The following is a 15,834-nucleotide window of genomic DNA, read 5'->3' as shown; positions in this document are numbered from 1 at the left end:
TACTTGCGGATTTAAGATTTATCTATCTAATAAATTTAAATATATGGCAGTTGTTTTAAAGCTTCTAAATGATATCTATACAGAGAAAAATTCGTAAAATAATAAAAAAATAAAACCTAGTTTTTGAATATTTAAATAAAATTTTAAAAAGCATTTTGGAGTAAATTTAGCCCAAAATGCTTTTATTGGCTACATTAAGCTCTTTAGCAAATTTGTCACTTTTTGCTCGATCTCTGCTAGAAATTCCTTGCTCTTTGCTTCAAATCTAGTGACGATAACTGGCGTTGTATTTGACGCGCGCACTAACGCCCAGCCATTTTCAAACTGAATCCTTATGCCATCAATGTCAATGATATTTTTTATCTTTGGCAGGTCGAAACTCTCATTTTTCACGCACTCTTTTAGCTTGGCAACTATCTTAAATTTAGCCTCGTCAGTCGTCTTTATCTTGATCTCATCGGTGCTAAAGACAAGTGGCATCTTATCAAGTTCGCCGTCAAGGTCAAAGCCCTTGTGAACTAGCTCAAGCACCCTCATCATCGCATAAAGCGCATCGTCAAAGCCAAAGTATCGCTCTTTAAAAAAGATATGACCGCTCACTTCAGCTGCAAGATCGACGTTTAGCTCTTTCATCATCTTTTTTATATTGCTATGTCCAGTCTTGCCCATAAAAACTTCGCCGATCTTTGCGATCTCATCGTACATATTTTGCGAGCATTTTACCTCGCCAAGCACCTTTGGATGTTTCATATTTAGAGCATAAAGATAGGCTAACTCGTCGCCTTTTATATCTCTTTTTGGCGTTATCACGGCGATCCTGTCGCCATCTCCGTCAAAGCCAAATCCAAGGCCAAATTCCTTCTTTTTGATGAGCGAAAATATCTCTTTTAAATTCTCTTTTTCGCTTGGGTCTGGGTGGTGATTTGGGAAATTTCCGTCTGGATCTTCATATAAAATTTTTGCATTTAGCCCAAGCGCTTTTACGATCGGCACCAAGCTCACGCCAACAGCACCATTTGCGCAGTCTATAACAAAAGGCTTTTTGAAATTTTTAAGCTCGCTAAATTCTTTTACAAAAAACTCAACATATTTTTCTAAGATGTTAAATTTCTCACAGCTCTCATCATCTGCGATCTGCTCGCCAGAGGCAATTATCTCATTAACTTTGTCTTTTAAAATTTGTAGGTCTTTGCCAAAAAAACTATCTTTTTTGATAGTGATCTTAAAGCCGTTATAATCTTTTGGATTGTGAGAGCCTGTGATCATTATGTTTGCGTCAAAATAATCTGCATAAACGCTAAAGTAGCCAACAGGAGTTGGAAGCAAGCCGATGTTATAAATTTTAAAGCCACCAGCCTTGTTTAAGCCGCTTAGCAAATACCTAAAAAGCGTGCTAGCACTAAGCCTTGCGTCAAAGCCAACGCTTAGAGTTTTTACGCCAAATTCGTTAAATTTCTTACCCAAAGCAAGCCCTATAGCCTTGACGCTATCTTCTGTCAAGTCTTTTTCAAAAATGCCACGGATGTCGTATTCTCTAAAAATTTCATCATATTTCATTGTAAATTCTCCCTAAAAGAATGCAAAAATGATACAAGAATAAATTTAAAAAGGAGTAAATAATTTTATAAATTTAGTAAGGTTAAAAAATTTAAATTCGAGCTAGAAAGCTCTAGCTCGAAAAGGGCTGCTACATCATGCCGCCCATGCCACCCATTCCGCCCATGTCAGGCATTGCAGGCATTGCTTTTTCTTCTTTTATCTCGCTGATAGTTGCTTCAGTCGTTAGTAACAAGCTAGCCACGCTAACAGCGTTTTGAAGTGCAACTCTCTCAACTTTTACTGGGTCGATTATGCCAGCTTCAAACATATTTACATATTCGCCAGTTGCAGCGTTAAAGCCAAAATTTGCATCTTTGCTTGTCTCAACTGCGTTTGCCACTACGCCTGCATCAAAGCCAGCGTTCTCAGCGATTTGGCGAAGTGGAGCACGAAGCGCTCTTCTAACGATCTCAGCGCCGATTGCTTCATCACCTTGTAAATTTAAATTTACGCTCTTTGAAGCAAGGATAAGTGCTGAACCGCCACCTACTACGATACCTTCTTCAACAGCCGCACGAGTAGCGCTTAGAGCGTCATCAACACGGTCTTTTTTCTCTTTCATCTCAGTCTCAGTTGCAGCACCTACTTTGATAACTGCCACGCCGCCACTTAGTTTTGCAAGGCGCTCTTGAAGTTTTTCTTTGTCATAGTCGCTTGTAGTCTCAGCGATTTGAGCTTTTATTTGAGTTATTCTAGCGTCTATTGCTGACTTCTCGCCTGCGCCATTTACGATAGTTGTGTTATCTTTGTCGATAACTACGCTTGAAGCTTGTCCAAGGTCGTTTATAGTAGCGCTCTCTAGTGTTCTGCCTAGCTCTTCACTGATAACTTCACCACCTGTTAGGATAGCGATATCTTCAAGCATCGCTTTTCTTCTATCGCCAAAGCCAGGAGCTTTAACAGCTGAGATGTTTAGCACACCACGAAGTTTATTTACTACAAGCGTTGCAAGTGCTTCGCCCTCGATATCTTCAGCGATGATTAGAAGTGGTTTGCCACTTTTTTGTACTTGCTCAAGCACAGGGAGTAGATCTTTTAGATTTGTTATCTTCTTGTCAAATAGTAATATGAAAGGGTTGCTTAGCTCAACTTGCATCTTTTCAGGGTTTGTGATGAAGTATGGGCTTAGATATCCACGGTCAAATTGCATACCCTCAACAACGCTTAGCTCGTCTTGGATAGATTTTGCCTCCTCTACTGTTATGACGCCATCTTTGCCGACTTTTTCCATCGCATCAGCGATAAGTTTGCCGATGCTTTCGTCTGAGTTTGCTGAGATAGTAGCGATCTGCGCGATCTCTTTTGAGCCAGAAACTTTTTTAGAGATGTTTTTTAGTGCATCTATAAGAGCTGCTACTTCTTTATCCATGCCGCGTTTTACTTCGATAGGATTTGCGCCAGCAGTTACGTTTCTAAGACCCTCTTTAAATATCGCGTGAGCTAGCACAGTTGCTGTTGTAGTGCCGTCGCCTGCTTGGTCGTTTGTCTTGCTTGCTACTTCTCTAACTAGGCTTGCACCCATGTTTTCGATAGTATCTTTTAGCTCAACCTCTTTAGCCACACTAACGCCGTCTTTTGTTATGTTTGGAGCGCCAAAGCTCTTTTGGATAAGGACATTTCTGCCTCTTGGTCCCATTGTCACTTTCACAGCGTCATTTAGTTTTTTAACGCCCTCATATAGGCGGTTTCTTGCATCATCAGAGTAAAAAATTTCTTTTGCCATTGTTTTTCCTTTTTAAATTATTTAATCACACCCAAAACGTCGTCGATGTTTAAAACAAGATATGTTTTATCATCTAAATTTACCTCAGTACCAGCGTATTTAGCAAATACTACTTTTTCACCAACTTTTACGCCCTCAGCTTCAGCACCAACTGCTTTTACCTCGCCACTTAAAGGTTTTTCTTTTGCGTTATCAGGTATAATTATGCCCGAAGCTGTCGTCTTTGTCTCTTCTACGCGTTCGACTAGGACACGCTTGCCTAATGGTTGAAAGTTCATTGTTCATCCTTTTGGTTTAATTGTCTTTTTTAGCACTCTTTATTTTTGAGTGATGAAATGCTAGCATTTTTTTCTGAAAAAGTCAATAATTTATAGTGAATTTTATTAAAAACTTTAGTCTAAGTGACTAAAGTTTTATGATATGTAAAACTAATATAAAGGAATTTTATGAAAAAAATAGCTTACATAGTTGGCACGCTTGTACTCATAGTAGCTTGCATCTTTGGCCTTTTATTTAGCCCATTTGGGAGTAAATTTATCGCTGGCAAGATCGAAAAAGAGGCACTCGCTCGTGGCATTGATGTCAAATTTAAAGATTTTAGCCTAGGATTTAGCACGCTAAATTTAGAAGCGACCGTCATGAACGCCATAAATTTAAAGGCAAATGGCGAGCTCTCCTTGCTTGCTCAAAGTATAAATTTAAACATAGACATAAACGCCGACAAGGCAAAGGCTAGCGAGCTTGGACTAAAAAAGGACGTCGCGCTTAAAGCAAACGTAGCTGGTAAATTTAGCGACTTTAAATTAGCGGCAACTGGCACGGCGCTTGGCTCAAACATAAATTTAAACGCAAATTTAAAAGACTACCTGCCAAAAGCTTTAAATCTTGACGCTAAGAACATCGAGCTTTCTGAGATCTCAGCTCTTGTGCAAAAGCCAAATTTAGCTAGTGGCAAGCTTGATCTAACGAGCAATATGCAAGAGGTTGATGAGAAAAATAAGCCTATCATTAACGCTCAAATTTTAGCTAGCAACGCAGCTATAAACAAAGAAATTCTAAAAAACGAATTTGGACTAAATTTAGCAAAAGATATAAGCTTTAAAGGCGGCGTAAATGCTAAATTTGCAAATGAAAAAGTGAGCGCAAAAACCCTTATCATCGCACCTGAGGCTACTTTAAAAGCAAATGAGACGACCTATGATCTAAGTAGCAAAAATTTAAAGAGCGACTTTTTGCTAAACGTGCCTGATCTTGCCCTTCTTGGCAAGCTCTTGGGCGAGCAGCTAAGCGGCGCAGTGGACGCAAGCGGCGAAATTTTAATGCAAGAAAATGCGCTTAAAAACCTAAAAGCAGACATCAACGGCCTTGGTGGCAAGATAAATGCAAATTTTGATAGTAAAAATTTAGTCCTAAATGCCGTAAATATCAAGCTAAAAGAGCTTCTAGCGCTTGCTTTGCAGCCAAACTACGCAGACGGAGAGATAAATTTAAATGCAAATTTTAGTGGCTTTGACGAGCTAAAAAAGCTTGCTGGCGAGGCTAAATTTGAGATAAAAAATGGACTTATAAATAATGGTCTTGTAAAGCTTAAAAATGCGGCTAAATTTGAGCTAAAAGGTGGTGCTGTCGCAAAGGGCGAGCTTGTAAATTTTGACGCAAATGTGCTTAGCGACCTTGGCGAGCTAAAAGATGTAAAGGGCGTTTATAACCTAAAAAATAGTCAAATTTTTAGCAAATTTGCCCTGCTTATTAACGACCCTGAGAAATTTAAAGCGGTTAGTGGCTTTGAAGTGAGCTCAAAGATGGCGCTTGCTGGCGATGTGAAGGTCAAAGAGAGCAAGATAGATGAGCTAAATTTAGGCGGAGATGTCTTTGCTGGCAAGCTAAACGCCACCATTAAAAATGAAAATCTTGATCTTGGCCTAAAAGAGGCGCAGCTTGGAGAGATATTAGCGCTTAGTGGCAACGAGAGGCTGGCAAACGCTAAGGCAAATGTCCAGGCAAAGGGGCAAAATATCTTTAGTAAAAACCCAAGCATCGCCGCAACTATCGCTTTAAACGATGGCAAATTTAACGCCGCAGCGCTTAGTAAAATGCTTGATAAAAAATTCCCTGAAAATGAGAAATTTAGCTCAAATTTGAGCCTAGACTATAAAGGCGACATGGCAAAATTTAGTGGTGAGTTTCTTAGCTCGCTAGCTGATATAAAGGGGATAGATGGCAGCTTTGACGTGGGCAAAAGCACGCTAAACTTAAAGCTTCAAGCGGTGGTTTCAGAGCTAAATAAGCTTGCATTTTTAGCTGGTCGCGAGCTTCACGGTAAATTTGCAGCGCTCATTACCGCAAATGGCAAAGTGGATGATCTAAGCGTAAAAGCCACTTCAGATAATCTATTTAAGGGCAAACTCGAGGCAAACTACAAAGGTGGCACGCTTGATGCGGTACTAAAAAACTTTGAAGTCAAGGGTCTAACGCAGACCCTAGCGCTTGATCATCTCTATGACGGCAATGGCGATGCTAAATTTGACTATGAGACAAAGCAAAGGGTGGGCAAATTTGACATCTTGCTAAAAGAGGGTCACCTAGCCAGCACAAATCTCACAAACAACATAAAAACCTTCACCGGCAAGGACATCACAAAAGAGATATACAAAGACGGCAAAATTTATGGCGATATAAAAGGCGATAACGTCATCTTTAACGTAAATTTAAGCTCACCAAAGAGCGATATAAAGGTTACAGGCGGCACTTACAATACTGCGACAAAAATGCTTAATGCACCACTTGTTTGCAGGCTAGAAAAGACCGATCTAAACGTGCAAATCTCAGGCACGACAGACAACCTAAAATACGACGTCAGATCGCAATATCTTGAAAATAAGGTCAAAAAAGAGATAGGTAGATTTTTAGATAAAAAGCTCGGCAAAGATGATGAAGGCACAAGTGGCGAAAAGCAAAATTTAAAGGGACTTTTAAAAGGGCTTTTCTAGATGAAAAAGGCGGAAAATTTAAAGTATCTAATGGGACTTGGGCACTTTTGTAGCGACATAAACCAAAGTGCCCTTGGTGCGATGCTGCCATTTTTCATCGCGAGCTACCACTACGACTACGCAACAGCCGCCTCGCTTGTGACCGCCACAAATTTAGCAAGCTCGCTCATCCAACCACTAATCGGCCGCTTAAGCGACAAAAAAGAGCTACCATATGTCATCCCGCTTGGGTTGCTGCTTGCGGGCGGGGGCATGAGTCTCACTGGCTTTATCACAAACTACTACCTCATCTTAGTTTGCGTGATTATAAGCGGTATCGGCGCCGCGCTCTTTCACCCAAGTGCCGCAAGGATCGTAAACTACGCCTCAAACGCCAAAAATAGAGCCAAAAGTATAAGCATATTTTCATTTGGCGGAAACGCAGGCTTTGCGGTTGGGCCTATTTTGGTCGCTGTTTTTGTGGGAAATTTTGGCCTAAAAGGGACGCTAGTTTTTATAATCCCTCAAATTTTGCTAACACTTTTATATCTAAAAAAGGGCAAATTTATAAAAGCATTAGAAGGCAATCACAAAAAGCAAATTTCACAAACGACAAGCACTTTAAAAGACGATCTGGGCGCGTTTTTAAGGCTTTGTTTGTGTATATTTTCACGCTCGATCGTCGCATTTGGCTTTTCGGCATTTTTTAGCATCTACCTCATCAAAATTTTTGGCCTTAGCAAAGAGGCTGCAAATGTAAATTTAAGCCTATTTTTCGCTGCAGGTGCGGTCTCTACGCTATTTGGCGGAGCGCTAGCGGATAGATACGGCCTAGTTAGGCTCATCAAGATAAGCCTAAGCATCGCCGCGCCGCTAGTAGTGCTAATGCTCTTTATCGACAGCTATGCGCTATTTCTCGCAGCCTCCATCTGCGTGAGCGCCTGCATAAGCCTATCTTTTAGCCCTTCAATAGCTCTTGCGCAGCTTTATCTGCCAAATCAAATCGGCCTAGCCTCTGGCGTAACGCTTGGCCTTAGCATCACAATCGGTGGTATCTTTGCGACAGTCATCGGCAAGATCGCTGACATCTTTAGCCTAACGCACGCGTTTTACTTTATCGCCGCAGTTTCGCTCATCTGTGCGGTGTCGAGCTATTTTTTAAAGCCAATTAGCAAGATATAAATTTATAAAAATAGCTTGCTAACAGCGTAGAGCACTGCCTTGCCATCATCTCTAATATTGCAAACCGATCTTGCCACCTCTATTTGACACCTAAAATGCTGCGATCTCACTTTTACCAATCTCTTTTGCCAAAATGGCACTAGATGGCAGTGTCCCGAGCCACAGACTGAATCCTCCACCATGCCCAACTTTGGCGCGAAGCTACGATAGACGCGGTCAAATTTCTCACCCATAGAGCTGATTTTGTAAATTTTACTTTTTGGGCTTTAAATTTTGTTGAGCAGGTGAAATTTGATGTGAGTTGGATTTTAGACAAAACTTGCCAAAGAGAAGAAAATTTTTGCTCCTCTACTGGACAAAACTAAATTTAAAGATATAAAAGAGCCGAACCATGGCTTTTGGGCGGCGGTATTTTGTGATCAATTTAAATGTTGCGCAGTTAAAATTTGCGCAGACCAGAGACACGTAGAAATTTAAATTTTAGCTACCAAAGCATCAAAGCAAAGTATCTTGTGATGATTTTAAATGTTACGAAGAAATTTTCGACCGAAGATAGAACATATAGTTCATCAAGGGAGAAAATTTCTAGTTCATTTAAAAGCGCGCAAGAGATGAGCCTTTTTAAAGCTTTCTCATCTTCGCTATTTCGTCGCGCAATGCCGCCGCCTTCTCAAACTCCAGCTGCGCCGCCGCTTCAAGCATCTGCTTTCTTAGCTCTTTTACGATCGCGGCTCGCTCGCTAGCTGGCATCTTTTCTAAATTTTTACCACGTTTGTAAATTTCGCCGTCATCTTCGACGTGTAGGCTCTCTTCGATATTTCTACTTGCAGAGTGCGGCGTTATGCCGTGAGCTTTGTTGTATTCATCTTGAAATTTACGCCTAGCAGTCGTCGTATCGATCGCTTCTTTCATTGATTTTGTGATCTTTTTGGCAAACATTAGCACCTTACCATTTACATTTCTAGCCGCGCGCCCCATCGTCTGTATAAGGCTCGTTGTCGAGCGCAAAAAGCCCTCTTTATCAGCGTCCATGATCGCTATCAGGCTCACTTCTGGCAGGTCAAGCCCTTCACGGAGTAAATTTATGCCTATTAGCATATCAAACTCACCACTTCTAAGCCCTCTAATGATCTCATTTCGCTCGATCGCGTCGATGTCTGAGTGCATATACTTGACCTTGACGCCAAGCTCGATGTAATAGCGACTTAGCTCTTCAGCCATCTTTTTAGTTAGCACCGTGACTAGCACACGCTCACCTCTTGCGATGACCGCCTTTGCCTCGTCAAATAGTGCCTCAACTTGATTGTCACTATCTTTTATCTCGATGATCGGATCAAGTAGCCCCGTAGGTCGCAAAATTTGCTCATAGACGTGCCCCTGGCTAATACCAAGCTCGTATTCATTTGGTGTGGCTGAGACAAAGAGAAATTTCGCCTTTTTGCTTATAAATTCGTCAAATTTAAGCGGTCTGTTATCAAGCGCTGAAGGTAAGCGAAATCCATACTCCACAAGCACCTCTTTACGGCTCCTATCACCTGCGTACATGCCCCTAAACTGCGGCAAACTCACGTGGCTCTCATCGACGATAACCAGATAGTCCTCGTCGCTTATCTCAAAGTAGTCAAACATCGAGTACGGCGTCTCTCCAGCCTTTTGGCCAGTCAGATGTCGCGCGTAGTTTTCGATACCTTTACACATGCCAGTGCTAGCCATCATCTCAAGGTCAAACTCCACTCTCTGCTTTAGCCTCTGCGCCTCAACTAGCTTGCCCTGCTCGTTAAATTCTTTCAAGCGCGCATCAAGCTCCTCTTCGATCTCCTTCATAGCGATCTTTAGCCTATCAGCGCCCACGATGAACTGACTGGTGGCATAAAGTGTAAATTTAGAGATGTCCTTTAGCCTTTTGTTATCAAGCACGTCAAAATGATACATCGCATCGATCTCATCTCCGAAAAACTCGACCCTTAGGGCTTCGTCGTTGTAATAAGCTGGGTAAATATCCACCACATCGCCATTTACACGAAAGTCGCCCCTATCAAAGTAGTTGTCATTGCGCTTATAGCCCATATCCACAAGCCGCTCTAAAAGCTTTCTTTGGCTTATCTTCTCGCCCACGCTAAGATATGCCACCATCCCTTTATACTCGCTTGGATTACCAAGGCCGTAGTTTGCGGAGACTGAGGCGACGCAGACGACGTCGTCAAAGCTTAGCAAACTAGCCGTCGCAGAGAGGCGCAGGCGCTCAAGCTCCTCATTTACCGAGCTATCCTTTTCTATATATAGGTCGCTTCTTGGGATGTAGGCCTCTGGCTGGTAGTAGTCGTAGTAGCTGATGAAGTACTCGACATGGTTTTTTGGGAAAAAGCCCTTAAATTCGCTGTAAAGCTGCGCGGCAAGGGATTTGTTATGCGTCATGATGAGCGTTGGCATGTTTAGCTCACGTATGACATTTGCCATGGTAAAGGTCTTGCCAGATCCTGTAACGCCCAGAAGTGTTTGGTATTTGTTGCCTGATTTTATGCTTTTTACTATCTCTTTTATCGCTCTTGCTTGGTCGCTGCTTGGGTTAAATTTAGATGAAATTTCAAATTTACTCATTGATCGCCTTTAAATTTGGGCGAATTTTATAGCAAAGATAGTGCTTTGTCAAATGAGAATTTTAAAAAGAATTTAGCCTCTGCGTGTTAGAATACGGCATTAATTATTATTTTAAAGGAACCTTTATGTTTGAAGATAACGCAATACTAGAAAGCCTGACAGACAAAGTAAATGAACTGATCAAAAAATACGACGAACTTTGCAAGACAAACGAAGAGCTACGCAACGAGATAGTGACACTAAAAGCGCAAAATGAGGCAAAGACTAATCAAATAATGCGTCTAGAAGAAGACCTTGATAAGAAAAATAGCGAAGCTGATGATGTAATGAAGAAGATCGAAGCCGTCCTTGGTAGATAAGCTAGGCATTTTTGGCATAAAATATGAAACAGATCACGCTCACCGTATCATCTCGCGACTATACGATTACGCTTGATGATGATTTTGCTGAAATTTTTGAGCGTGACTGGCAGAAATTTATGGGGGGAAAGAAATTTATCGAGCCTCGTGAGCTTATAAACGCATTTGTCGAAAAGAGCTATGAGAGCTACACAAATTTGCGCGTCGTAAAGGACGTCACAAAAGAGATAGAAGAGATACTAAAACCGGAAAATAAATGAAAAAACGAGCTTTTACCCTAATAGAAATCATATTTGTCATCGTCATACTTGGCATTTTAAGTGCTGTTGCGATACCAAAACTTTTCTTTACTAGAGGCGACGCCATAGTCGCAAACGCAAGAACACAAATAGCCGCCATAAAAAGTGGCATCTCGCTAAAATACAATGATAGCGTCCTAAAAGGCACTCCAAAGTATCCTGATACGCTTGAGAGCCCAGGAAGCAACCTTTTTCAAAACGTTGTGAGCGTGCCTGTAAAAGATAGCGGCACAAAAAACGGCTGGCACAAAACTGGAGCGACCACTTATACCTTCAAACTAGACGGACAAACAGCAAATTTTACTTACAAAAACACAACTGGCGAATTTGACTGCGAGAGTAGCGACGGACTTTGCAGCGCTCTTGAGTGATGAGATACTACGAGGTCGTATTTAGCGGGGTAAATTTAGCTGCGCTCACATATAAAAGCGAGCTAGATATTGCGCCATTTCGCGCCATCACTGCAAAACTTAGAGGCAAAAGCCTAGTTGGCTTTATCCTGCGCGAAGTGGATGAGCCAAGCTTTAAAACAAGCTTTATTGATGAAATTTTACCCCTCAAACTAAACGACATCCAAGCAACTTTGGCTAAATTTATCGCCTACTACTACACCTGCGAGCTTGGCGTTGCTATAAATTTATTTGAGCCACAAAGCCTTATAGACGATGAAATTTATAGTGGCACAACCGACTTTAAAGCGCCAAATTTAAGCCAAAAGCAGCAAGAAGCGCTAAATTTTATAAACGCACGAAAAAGCTCGCTCATCTTTGGCGACACGGGAAGTGGCAAAAGCGAAATTTATATAGCAAAGATAAGAGAAATTTTAAACGCAGGCGGCCAAGCGCTATTTTTGATGCCTGAAATTTCACTCACACCGCAGATGCAAAAGCGCTTAGAGAGCTTCTTTGGCGAGGCTGTGGCTGTGTGGCACTCAAAGATCACGCCAAAGAAAAAAGAGCAAATTTTAAAGGATATTAAAAGCGGCAAGGCAAGGCTCATCGCAGGAGCCAGATCTGCCCTATTTTTGCCACTTGAGCGACTAAAACTCATCATCATCGACGAAGAGCACGACGATAGCTACAAAAACACTGGCTCAAAACCCCACTACAACGCAAGAGATCTAGCTCTCTTTTTAACTAGCAAATTTGACCTACAAGTGGTACTTGGAAGCGCCACGCCAAGCCTCACTAGCTTTTATAAACAAGAGCATTTTCGCCTAAAGGGGACATATTTTGAGTCACAAAAGAGCTATATATTTGACGAGAGCGAGACTGGCATAAGCGAAATTTTAAAAGAGCAGATCGTAAAAACGCTTGAAAATAAAAAACAAGCCGTCATCTGCTTGCCAACAAGGGCAAATTTCAAATATCTAGTCTGCAAAAACTGCGGCGAGACGGTAAAGTGTCCATTTTGTAGCATCGGCATGAGCTACTATAAAAAACAAAACGTGCTAAAGTGCCAATACTGCGAGCACAAAATGGCCGTGCCAAAGACCTGCCACCAGTGTGGTAGCGAGATGATAGAGGCGAAAAAGATCGGCACGAGCGAGCTACTCGAGCGACTACAAGCCGAGTTTGCAAACGCTAGGATCGCTAAATTTGACAGGGACGAGATCACGACGCAAAACAAGCTTGTAAAGGCTTTGAAAGAATTTAACGATGGCAAGATAGACATCTTGCTTGGTACGCAGATGCTAAGCAAGGGGCATGATTATCACAACGTCGAGCTAGCCGTCATCATGGGCTTTGACGAGCTTTTAAATTTTCCTGATTTTAGAGCTAGAGAGCGCACGCTTGCCCTTGCCATGCAAGTAGCTGGCAGAGCCGGCAGAAACGGAGCTGGCAGGGTCATTATCCAAAGTAAACAAAGAGAGTTTTTCGAAAGCTATATCGGCGACTACGACGCTTTTTTAAAGGATGAGATACCTTTTAGAGAAGCCCTTTATCCGCCATTTACTAGGCTACTTCGCGTGGTCGTTTCGCATAAAGATGAGAGCACGGCAAAGGGCGTGACAAATGATTTTGTAAGAAATTTGGAAAGTCTAAAGGGCGAGGAGCTTGAGATCGTGGGGTATGGCAAATGCCAGATCGAATATCTTGGTGGCAAATTTAGATATGAAATTCTGCTTCGCTCAAACTCTCACGCCATGCTTTTAAAGGCCGCAAACCTCTGCAAAAGCGAACTTAGCGATATCGATATAGATCCGGTGAATTTTAGTTAAAGGCAAGTGAATAAATGTTTAAAATTTGCAAATTTGCTTCGTAGCGTATAAATATCAGGCAAATTTTAAAAATTTCATGAGCGAGTAATTTCGGCTCTAAAATTTGAGCCAAGCAGCAAGAGAAGCCAAATTTTAATAGTCAACTCTTAGGGGTGAATAAAAGTTTTAAAATTTACACTATTAAATTTATTCAAAGGTGGAAAAATGGACTTAAATTTCGTTTCACAGGCTCGCAACTGCAAAACAGAGATATAAAATGAATAAACTTTTAAAATTTGCAACTAAACAAACTATAAATTTCTAAACCGACTAAAGACAAATTTTCAAGCCTTTTAAAAGCCATTTTTTCTTATAATCCCCAATAAAATTTAAAGGCAAAATTTTGCAACGATACCCGACAAAACAGATAAAAATTCGCGATGTTTTAATAGGTGGTGACGCACCGATCTCCGTGCAGTCGATGACATTTTCAAAGACAAAGGACGTAAAAGGCACGCTAGAGCAGATACAAAGGCTATATTTTGCAGGCTGTGACATCGTGCGCTGCGCAGTTTTTGACAAAGAGGACGCCAGCGCGCTAAAGCAGATCGTCGCCAGCTCACCCATCCCAGTCGTTGCAGACATACATTTTAACCACACCTACGCGCTCATCGTTAGCGAATTTGTCGATGCTATCCGCATAAACCCAGGCAATATTGGCTCAGCTAAAAACATAAAAGCAGTCGTTGATGCCTGCAAGCAGAGAAATTTACCCATCCGCATAGGCGTAAATTCTGGCTCGCTTGAAAAGCAGTTTGAAGACCGCTACGGCCGCACGGTGGAGGCGATGGTAGAGAGTGCCTTATACAACATCAAGCTTCTTGAGGATTTTGACTTTACAGATATTAAAATTTCGCTTAAATCAAGCGACGTCGAGCGCACTATGCAAGCTTACAGAGCGCTTCGCCCAAAGACAAACTACCCATTTCATCTAGGCGTAACAGAGGCGGGCACGGCGTTTCACGCGACTATCAAGTCTGCGATCGCACTTGGCGGACTTTTGCTTGAGGGCATTGGCGATACGATGAGAGTTAGCATCACTGGCGAGCTTGAAGAGGAGATCAAAGTCGCAAAGGCGATCTTAAAAGATAGTGGCCGCCAAAAAGAGGGTCTAAATATCATCTCATGCCCAACTTGTGGGCGTTTGCAAGCTGACCTCATGGCAGCAGTAAAGCTCGTAGAAGAAAAGACAAAAGGGATAAAAGAGCCACTAAATGTCTCAGTGATGGGCTGCGTGGTAAATGCCATAGGCGAGGCAAAGGGCGCAGACGTAGCCATAGCCTTTGGCAAGGGAAATGGCATGATCATGCGCCACGGCGAAGTGGTCGCAAGGCTGCCTGAGAGCGAGTTGGTGGATAGATTTTTACAAGAGATCGACGACGAGATAAAGAGCAGAGGATAAAGCAGTGGCAAAAGAGAGACTTAACGAGATAGAATTTAGCAACCTTTACGACCTTGATATGGAGCGAGCCATACTAAGCTCGATCATCGCAAACAACGACGCTTTGGGCGAAATTTTTGACACGATAAAGGCTGGAGACTTTTACCTAAAAGCTCACGCTCAAATTTACAAAGCAATGGTTGATTGTCTAAACGACGACGTGCCTATCGCATCGACATTTATCAAAAACAAGCTTGGCGAAAACTACGATGATAACGTCATGGCAAGCATTTTAGCCACAAACTCGATCATAGATATCCAAAGATACGCAAACGAGCTAAAAGAGAAGTCGATAAAACGAAGCCTCGTTAAGATCGCCCACGACATCCCAAGCAAGGTAAATGAAGACAAAGCCAGCCGCGATATGGTCGATGAGCTAAGCCAGGAGTTTTACTCGCTAGTCGATGGCAGCGGCACTGGCAGCATCAGAGATAGCGAAGATATCATAAAAAGCTTGATCGTGCATATGCAAAAGCAAGCAGCTCTAAACGAGCGCGACATCATCGGACTAAATACCGGCTTTAGAAAGCTAAATGAGATGATAAAAGGCTTTAAAAATGGCGACCTCATCATCATCGCAGCACGCCCTGGCATGGGTAAAACGACACTTTGTCTAAATTTCATGGGACACGTTTTAAAAAGTGGCGCGGGCGTTGTATTTTTCTCACTTGAGATGCCAGCAGAGCAGATCATGATGAGGATGCTAGCAGATAAGACCTCGATCCCACTTCAAGAGATAATGACAGCGAGCCTAGACGACGAGAAGCTAGCCCACTTTAGCCGTGCATGCAGTGACTTTTCACACGCCAAACTCTTTGTACACGATAGTGGCTACGTAAATATCCACCAAGTAAGAACGCAGCTTCGCAAGCTAAAGGCAGCTCACCCTGAAATTTCACTTTGCGTCATCGACTACATCGGCCTTATGATGAGCACGAATAACTTCGCCGACCGCCACATACAAATAGCTGAAATTTCTCGTGGCTTAAAGCTTCTAGCACGTGAGCTAGATATGCCTATCATCGCACTTTCGCAGCTAAACCGCGGCCTTGAAGCACGCGCGAACAAGCGCCCTATGCTAAGTGACCTAAGAGAGTCAGGCGCAATCGAGCAAGACGCCGACATCATCCTTTTTGTCTATAGGCACGAGGTGTATTTGGAGCAAGAGGAGAATGAGAAAAAGAGCAAGGCAGCAGCCGAGGGTAAAGAGTATAAAAGCGAGCACGTTTTTAACAAGCTTCAGGAAAACGCAGAGATCATCGTTGGCAAAAACAGAAACGGCGAAGTGGGATCTATCGACGTGCTCTTTCAAAAGCAGTACTCGCGCTTTTGCGATATAGCCACCACACCAGTGCAATCAACTGAATTTAAAGAGTAAATTTGCCAAAAAGCAGGCGTATTTTT

13 protein-coding genes are annotated in these 15,834 nt (G+C 42.3%); 8 read left to right on the top strand and 5 right to left on the bottom strand.

Going from position 1 to position 15,834, the window contains the following annotated elements:
* Window positions 1–189: 189 nt before the first annotated feature.
* The 3 genes from G6W42_RS08445 to groES all read right to left on the bottom strand — a co-directional run bounded on the left by G6W42_RS08445 (window position 190) and on the right by groES (window position 3,600).
* Entirely contained in the window at window positions 190–1,557 is a 1,368-nt protein-coding gene (locus tag G6W42_RS08445) for a phosphomannomutase/phosphoglucomutase (protein WP_194173664.1), read from the bottom strand.
* Between the two features lie 130 nt (window positions 1,558–1,687).
* Entirely contained in the window at window positions 1,688–3,322 is a 1,635-nt protein-coding gene (gene groL, locus G6W42_RS08440; RefSeq protein ID WP_002940160.1) for a chaperonin GroEL, read from the bottom strand.
* Window positions 3,323–3,339: 17 nt separating this feature from the next.
* Entirely contained in the window at window positions 3,340–3,600 is a 261-nt protein-coding gene (gene groES / locus G6W42_RS08435; RefSeq protein ID WP_002940431.1) for a co-chaperone GroES, read from the bottom strand.
* Window positions 3,601–3,768: 168 nt separating this feature from the next.
* Between groES and G6W42_RS08430 the strand changes: the two genes are divergently transcribed.
* Window positions 3,769–6,312 (top strand): tryptophanyl-tRNA synthetase, encoded by a 2,544-nt coding sequence (locus G6W42_RS08430; protein ID WP_194173663.1) that lies wholly within the window; start codon window positions 3,769–3,771, stop codon window positions 6,310–6,312.
* The gene (locus G6W42_RS08425) at window positions 6,313–7,473 is read left to right on the top strand and encodes an MFS transporter (protein ID WP_194173662.1); all 1,161 of its coding nucleotides are present in this window, start codon (window positions 6,313–6,315) and stop codon (window positions 7,471–7,473) included.
* A gap of 2 nt (window positions 7,474–7,475) precedes the next feature.
* Here G6W42_RS08425 and G6W42_RS08420 read toward each other — a convergent pair whose 3' ends face one another.
* Window positions 7,476–7,706, bottom strand: coding sequence for a PhzF family phenazine biosynthesis protein (locus G6W42_RS08420; RefSeq protein ID WP_194173661.1), 231 nt, complete (start codon window positions 7,704–7,706; stop codon window positions 7,476–7,478).
* Between the two features lie 388 nt (window positions 7,707–8,094).
* On the bottom strand, window positions 8,095–10,071 hold the full coding sequence (uvrB, locus tag G6W42_RS08415) for an excinuclease ABC subunit UvrB (RefSeq protein WP_194173660.1): 1,977 nt from the start codon (window positions 10,069–10,071) through the stop codon (window positions 8,095–8,097).
* Window positions 10,072–10,196: 125 nt separating this feature from the next.
* Between uvrB and G6W42_RS08410 the strand changes: the two genes are divergently transcribed.
* From G6W42_RS08410 to G6W42_RS08385, 6 genes are all read left to right on the top strand, one after another.
* Complete coding sequence (locus G6W42_RS08410; protein WP_194173659.1) at window positions 10,197–10,430, top strand: hypothetical protein; 234 nt, start codon at window positions 10,197–10,199, stop codon at window positions 10,428–10,430.
* Window positions 10,431–10,453: 23 nt separating this feature from the next.
* A complete protein-coding gene (locus G6W42_RS08405; protein ID WP_012001557.1) occupies window positions 10,454–10,690 on the top strand; it encodes a hypothetical protein in 237 nt (78 codons plus the stop codon).
* Window positions 10,687–11,100: a type II secretion system protein gene (locus G6W42_RS08400; protein WP_103567178.1), complete on the top strand. Its 414-nt coding sequence runs from the start codon at window positions 10,687–10,689 to the stop codon at window positions 11,098–11,100. Before G6W42_RS08405 ends, G6W42_RS08400 begins: the two co-directional genes overlap by 4 nt.
* Window positions 11,100–12,950, top strand: coding sequence for a primosomal protein N' (locus G6W42_RS08395; RefSeq protein ID WP_194173658.1), 1,851 nt, complete (start codon window positions 11,100–11,102; stop codon window positions 12,948–12,950). The genes G6W42_RS08400 and G6W42_RS08395 overlap by 1 nt, the downstream gene beginning before the upstream one ends.
* Window positions 12,951–13,332: 382 nt before the next feature.
* Window positions 13,333–14,391, top strand: a complete 1,059-nt coding sequence (ispG, locus tag G6W42_RS08390) for a flavodoxin-dependent (E)-4-hydroxy-3-methylbut-2-enyl-diphosphate synthase (protein ID WP_103573513.1) — start codon at window positions 13,333–13,335, stop codon at window positions 14,389–14,391.
* 4 nt (window positions 14,392–14,395) lie between these two features.
* Complete coding sequence (locus G6W42_RS08385; RefSeq protein WP_194173657.1) at window positions 14,396–15,808, top strand: replicative DNA helicase; 1,413 nt, start codon at window positions 14,396–14,398, stop codon at window positions 15,806–15,808.
* Window positions 15,809–15,834: the final 26 nt, after the last annotated feature.

The sequence above is a fragment of the Campylobacter concisus genome (genome assembly GCF_015230015.1).
GTDB lineage: Bacteria > Campylobacterota > Campylobacteria > Campylobacterales > Campylobacteraceae > Campylobacter_A > Campylobacter_A concisus_AF.
This window is presented reverse-complemented; position numbering and strand designations above follow the sequence as displayed.

Coding starts and splice junctions, on each gene's coding strand:
- G6W42_RS08445 (WP_194173664.1), bottom strand. CDS start 1,557: ATGAAATATGATGAAATTTTTAGAGAATACGACATCCGTGGCATTTTT.
- groL (WP_002940160.1), bottom strand. CDS start 3,322: ATGGCAAAAGAAATTTTTTACTCTGATGATGCAAGAAACCGCCTATAT.
- groES (WP_002940431.1), bottom strand. CDS start 3,600: ATGAACTTTCAACCATTAGGCAAGCGTGTCCTAGTCGAACGCGTAGAA.
- G6W42_RS08430 (WP_194173663.1), top strand. CDS start 3,769: ATGAAAAAAATAGCTTACATAGTTGGCACGCTTGTACTCATAGTAGCT.
- G6W42_RS08425 (WP_194173662.1), top strand. CDS start 6,313: ATGAAAAAGGCGGAAAATTTAAAGTATCTAATGGGACTTGGGCACTTT.
- G6W42_RS08420 (WP_194173661.1), bottom strand. CDS start 7,706: ATGGGTGAGAAATTTGACCGCGTCTATCGTAGCTTCGCGCCAAAGTTG.
- uvrB (WP_194173660.1), bottom strand. CDS start 10,071: ATGAGTAAATTTGAAATTTCATCTAAATTTAACCCAAGCAGCGACCAA.
- G6W42_RS08410 (WP_194173659.1), top strand. CDS start 10,197: ATGTTTGAAGATAACGCAATACTAGAAAGCCTGACAGACAAAGTAAAT.
- G6W42_RS08405 (WP_012001557.1), top strand. CDS start 10,454: ATGAAACAGATCACGCTCACCGTATCATCTCGCGACTATACGATTACG.
- G6W42_RS08400 (WP_103567178.1), top strand. CDS start 10,687: ATGAAAAAACGAGCTTTTACCCTAATAGAAATCATATTTGTCATCGTC.
- G6W42_RS08395 (WP_194173658.1), top strand. CDS start 11,100: ATGAGATACTACGAGGTCGTATTTAGCGGGGTAAATTTAGCTGCGCTC.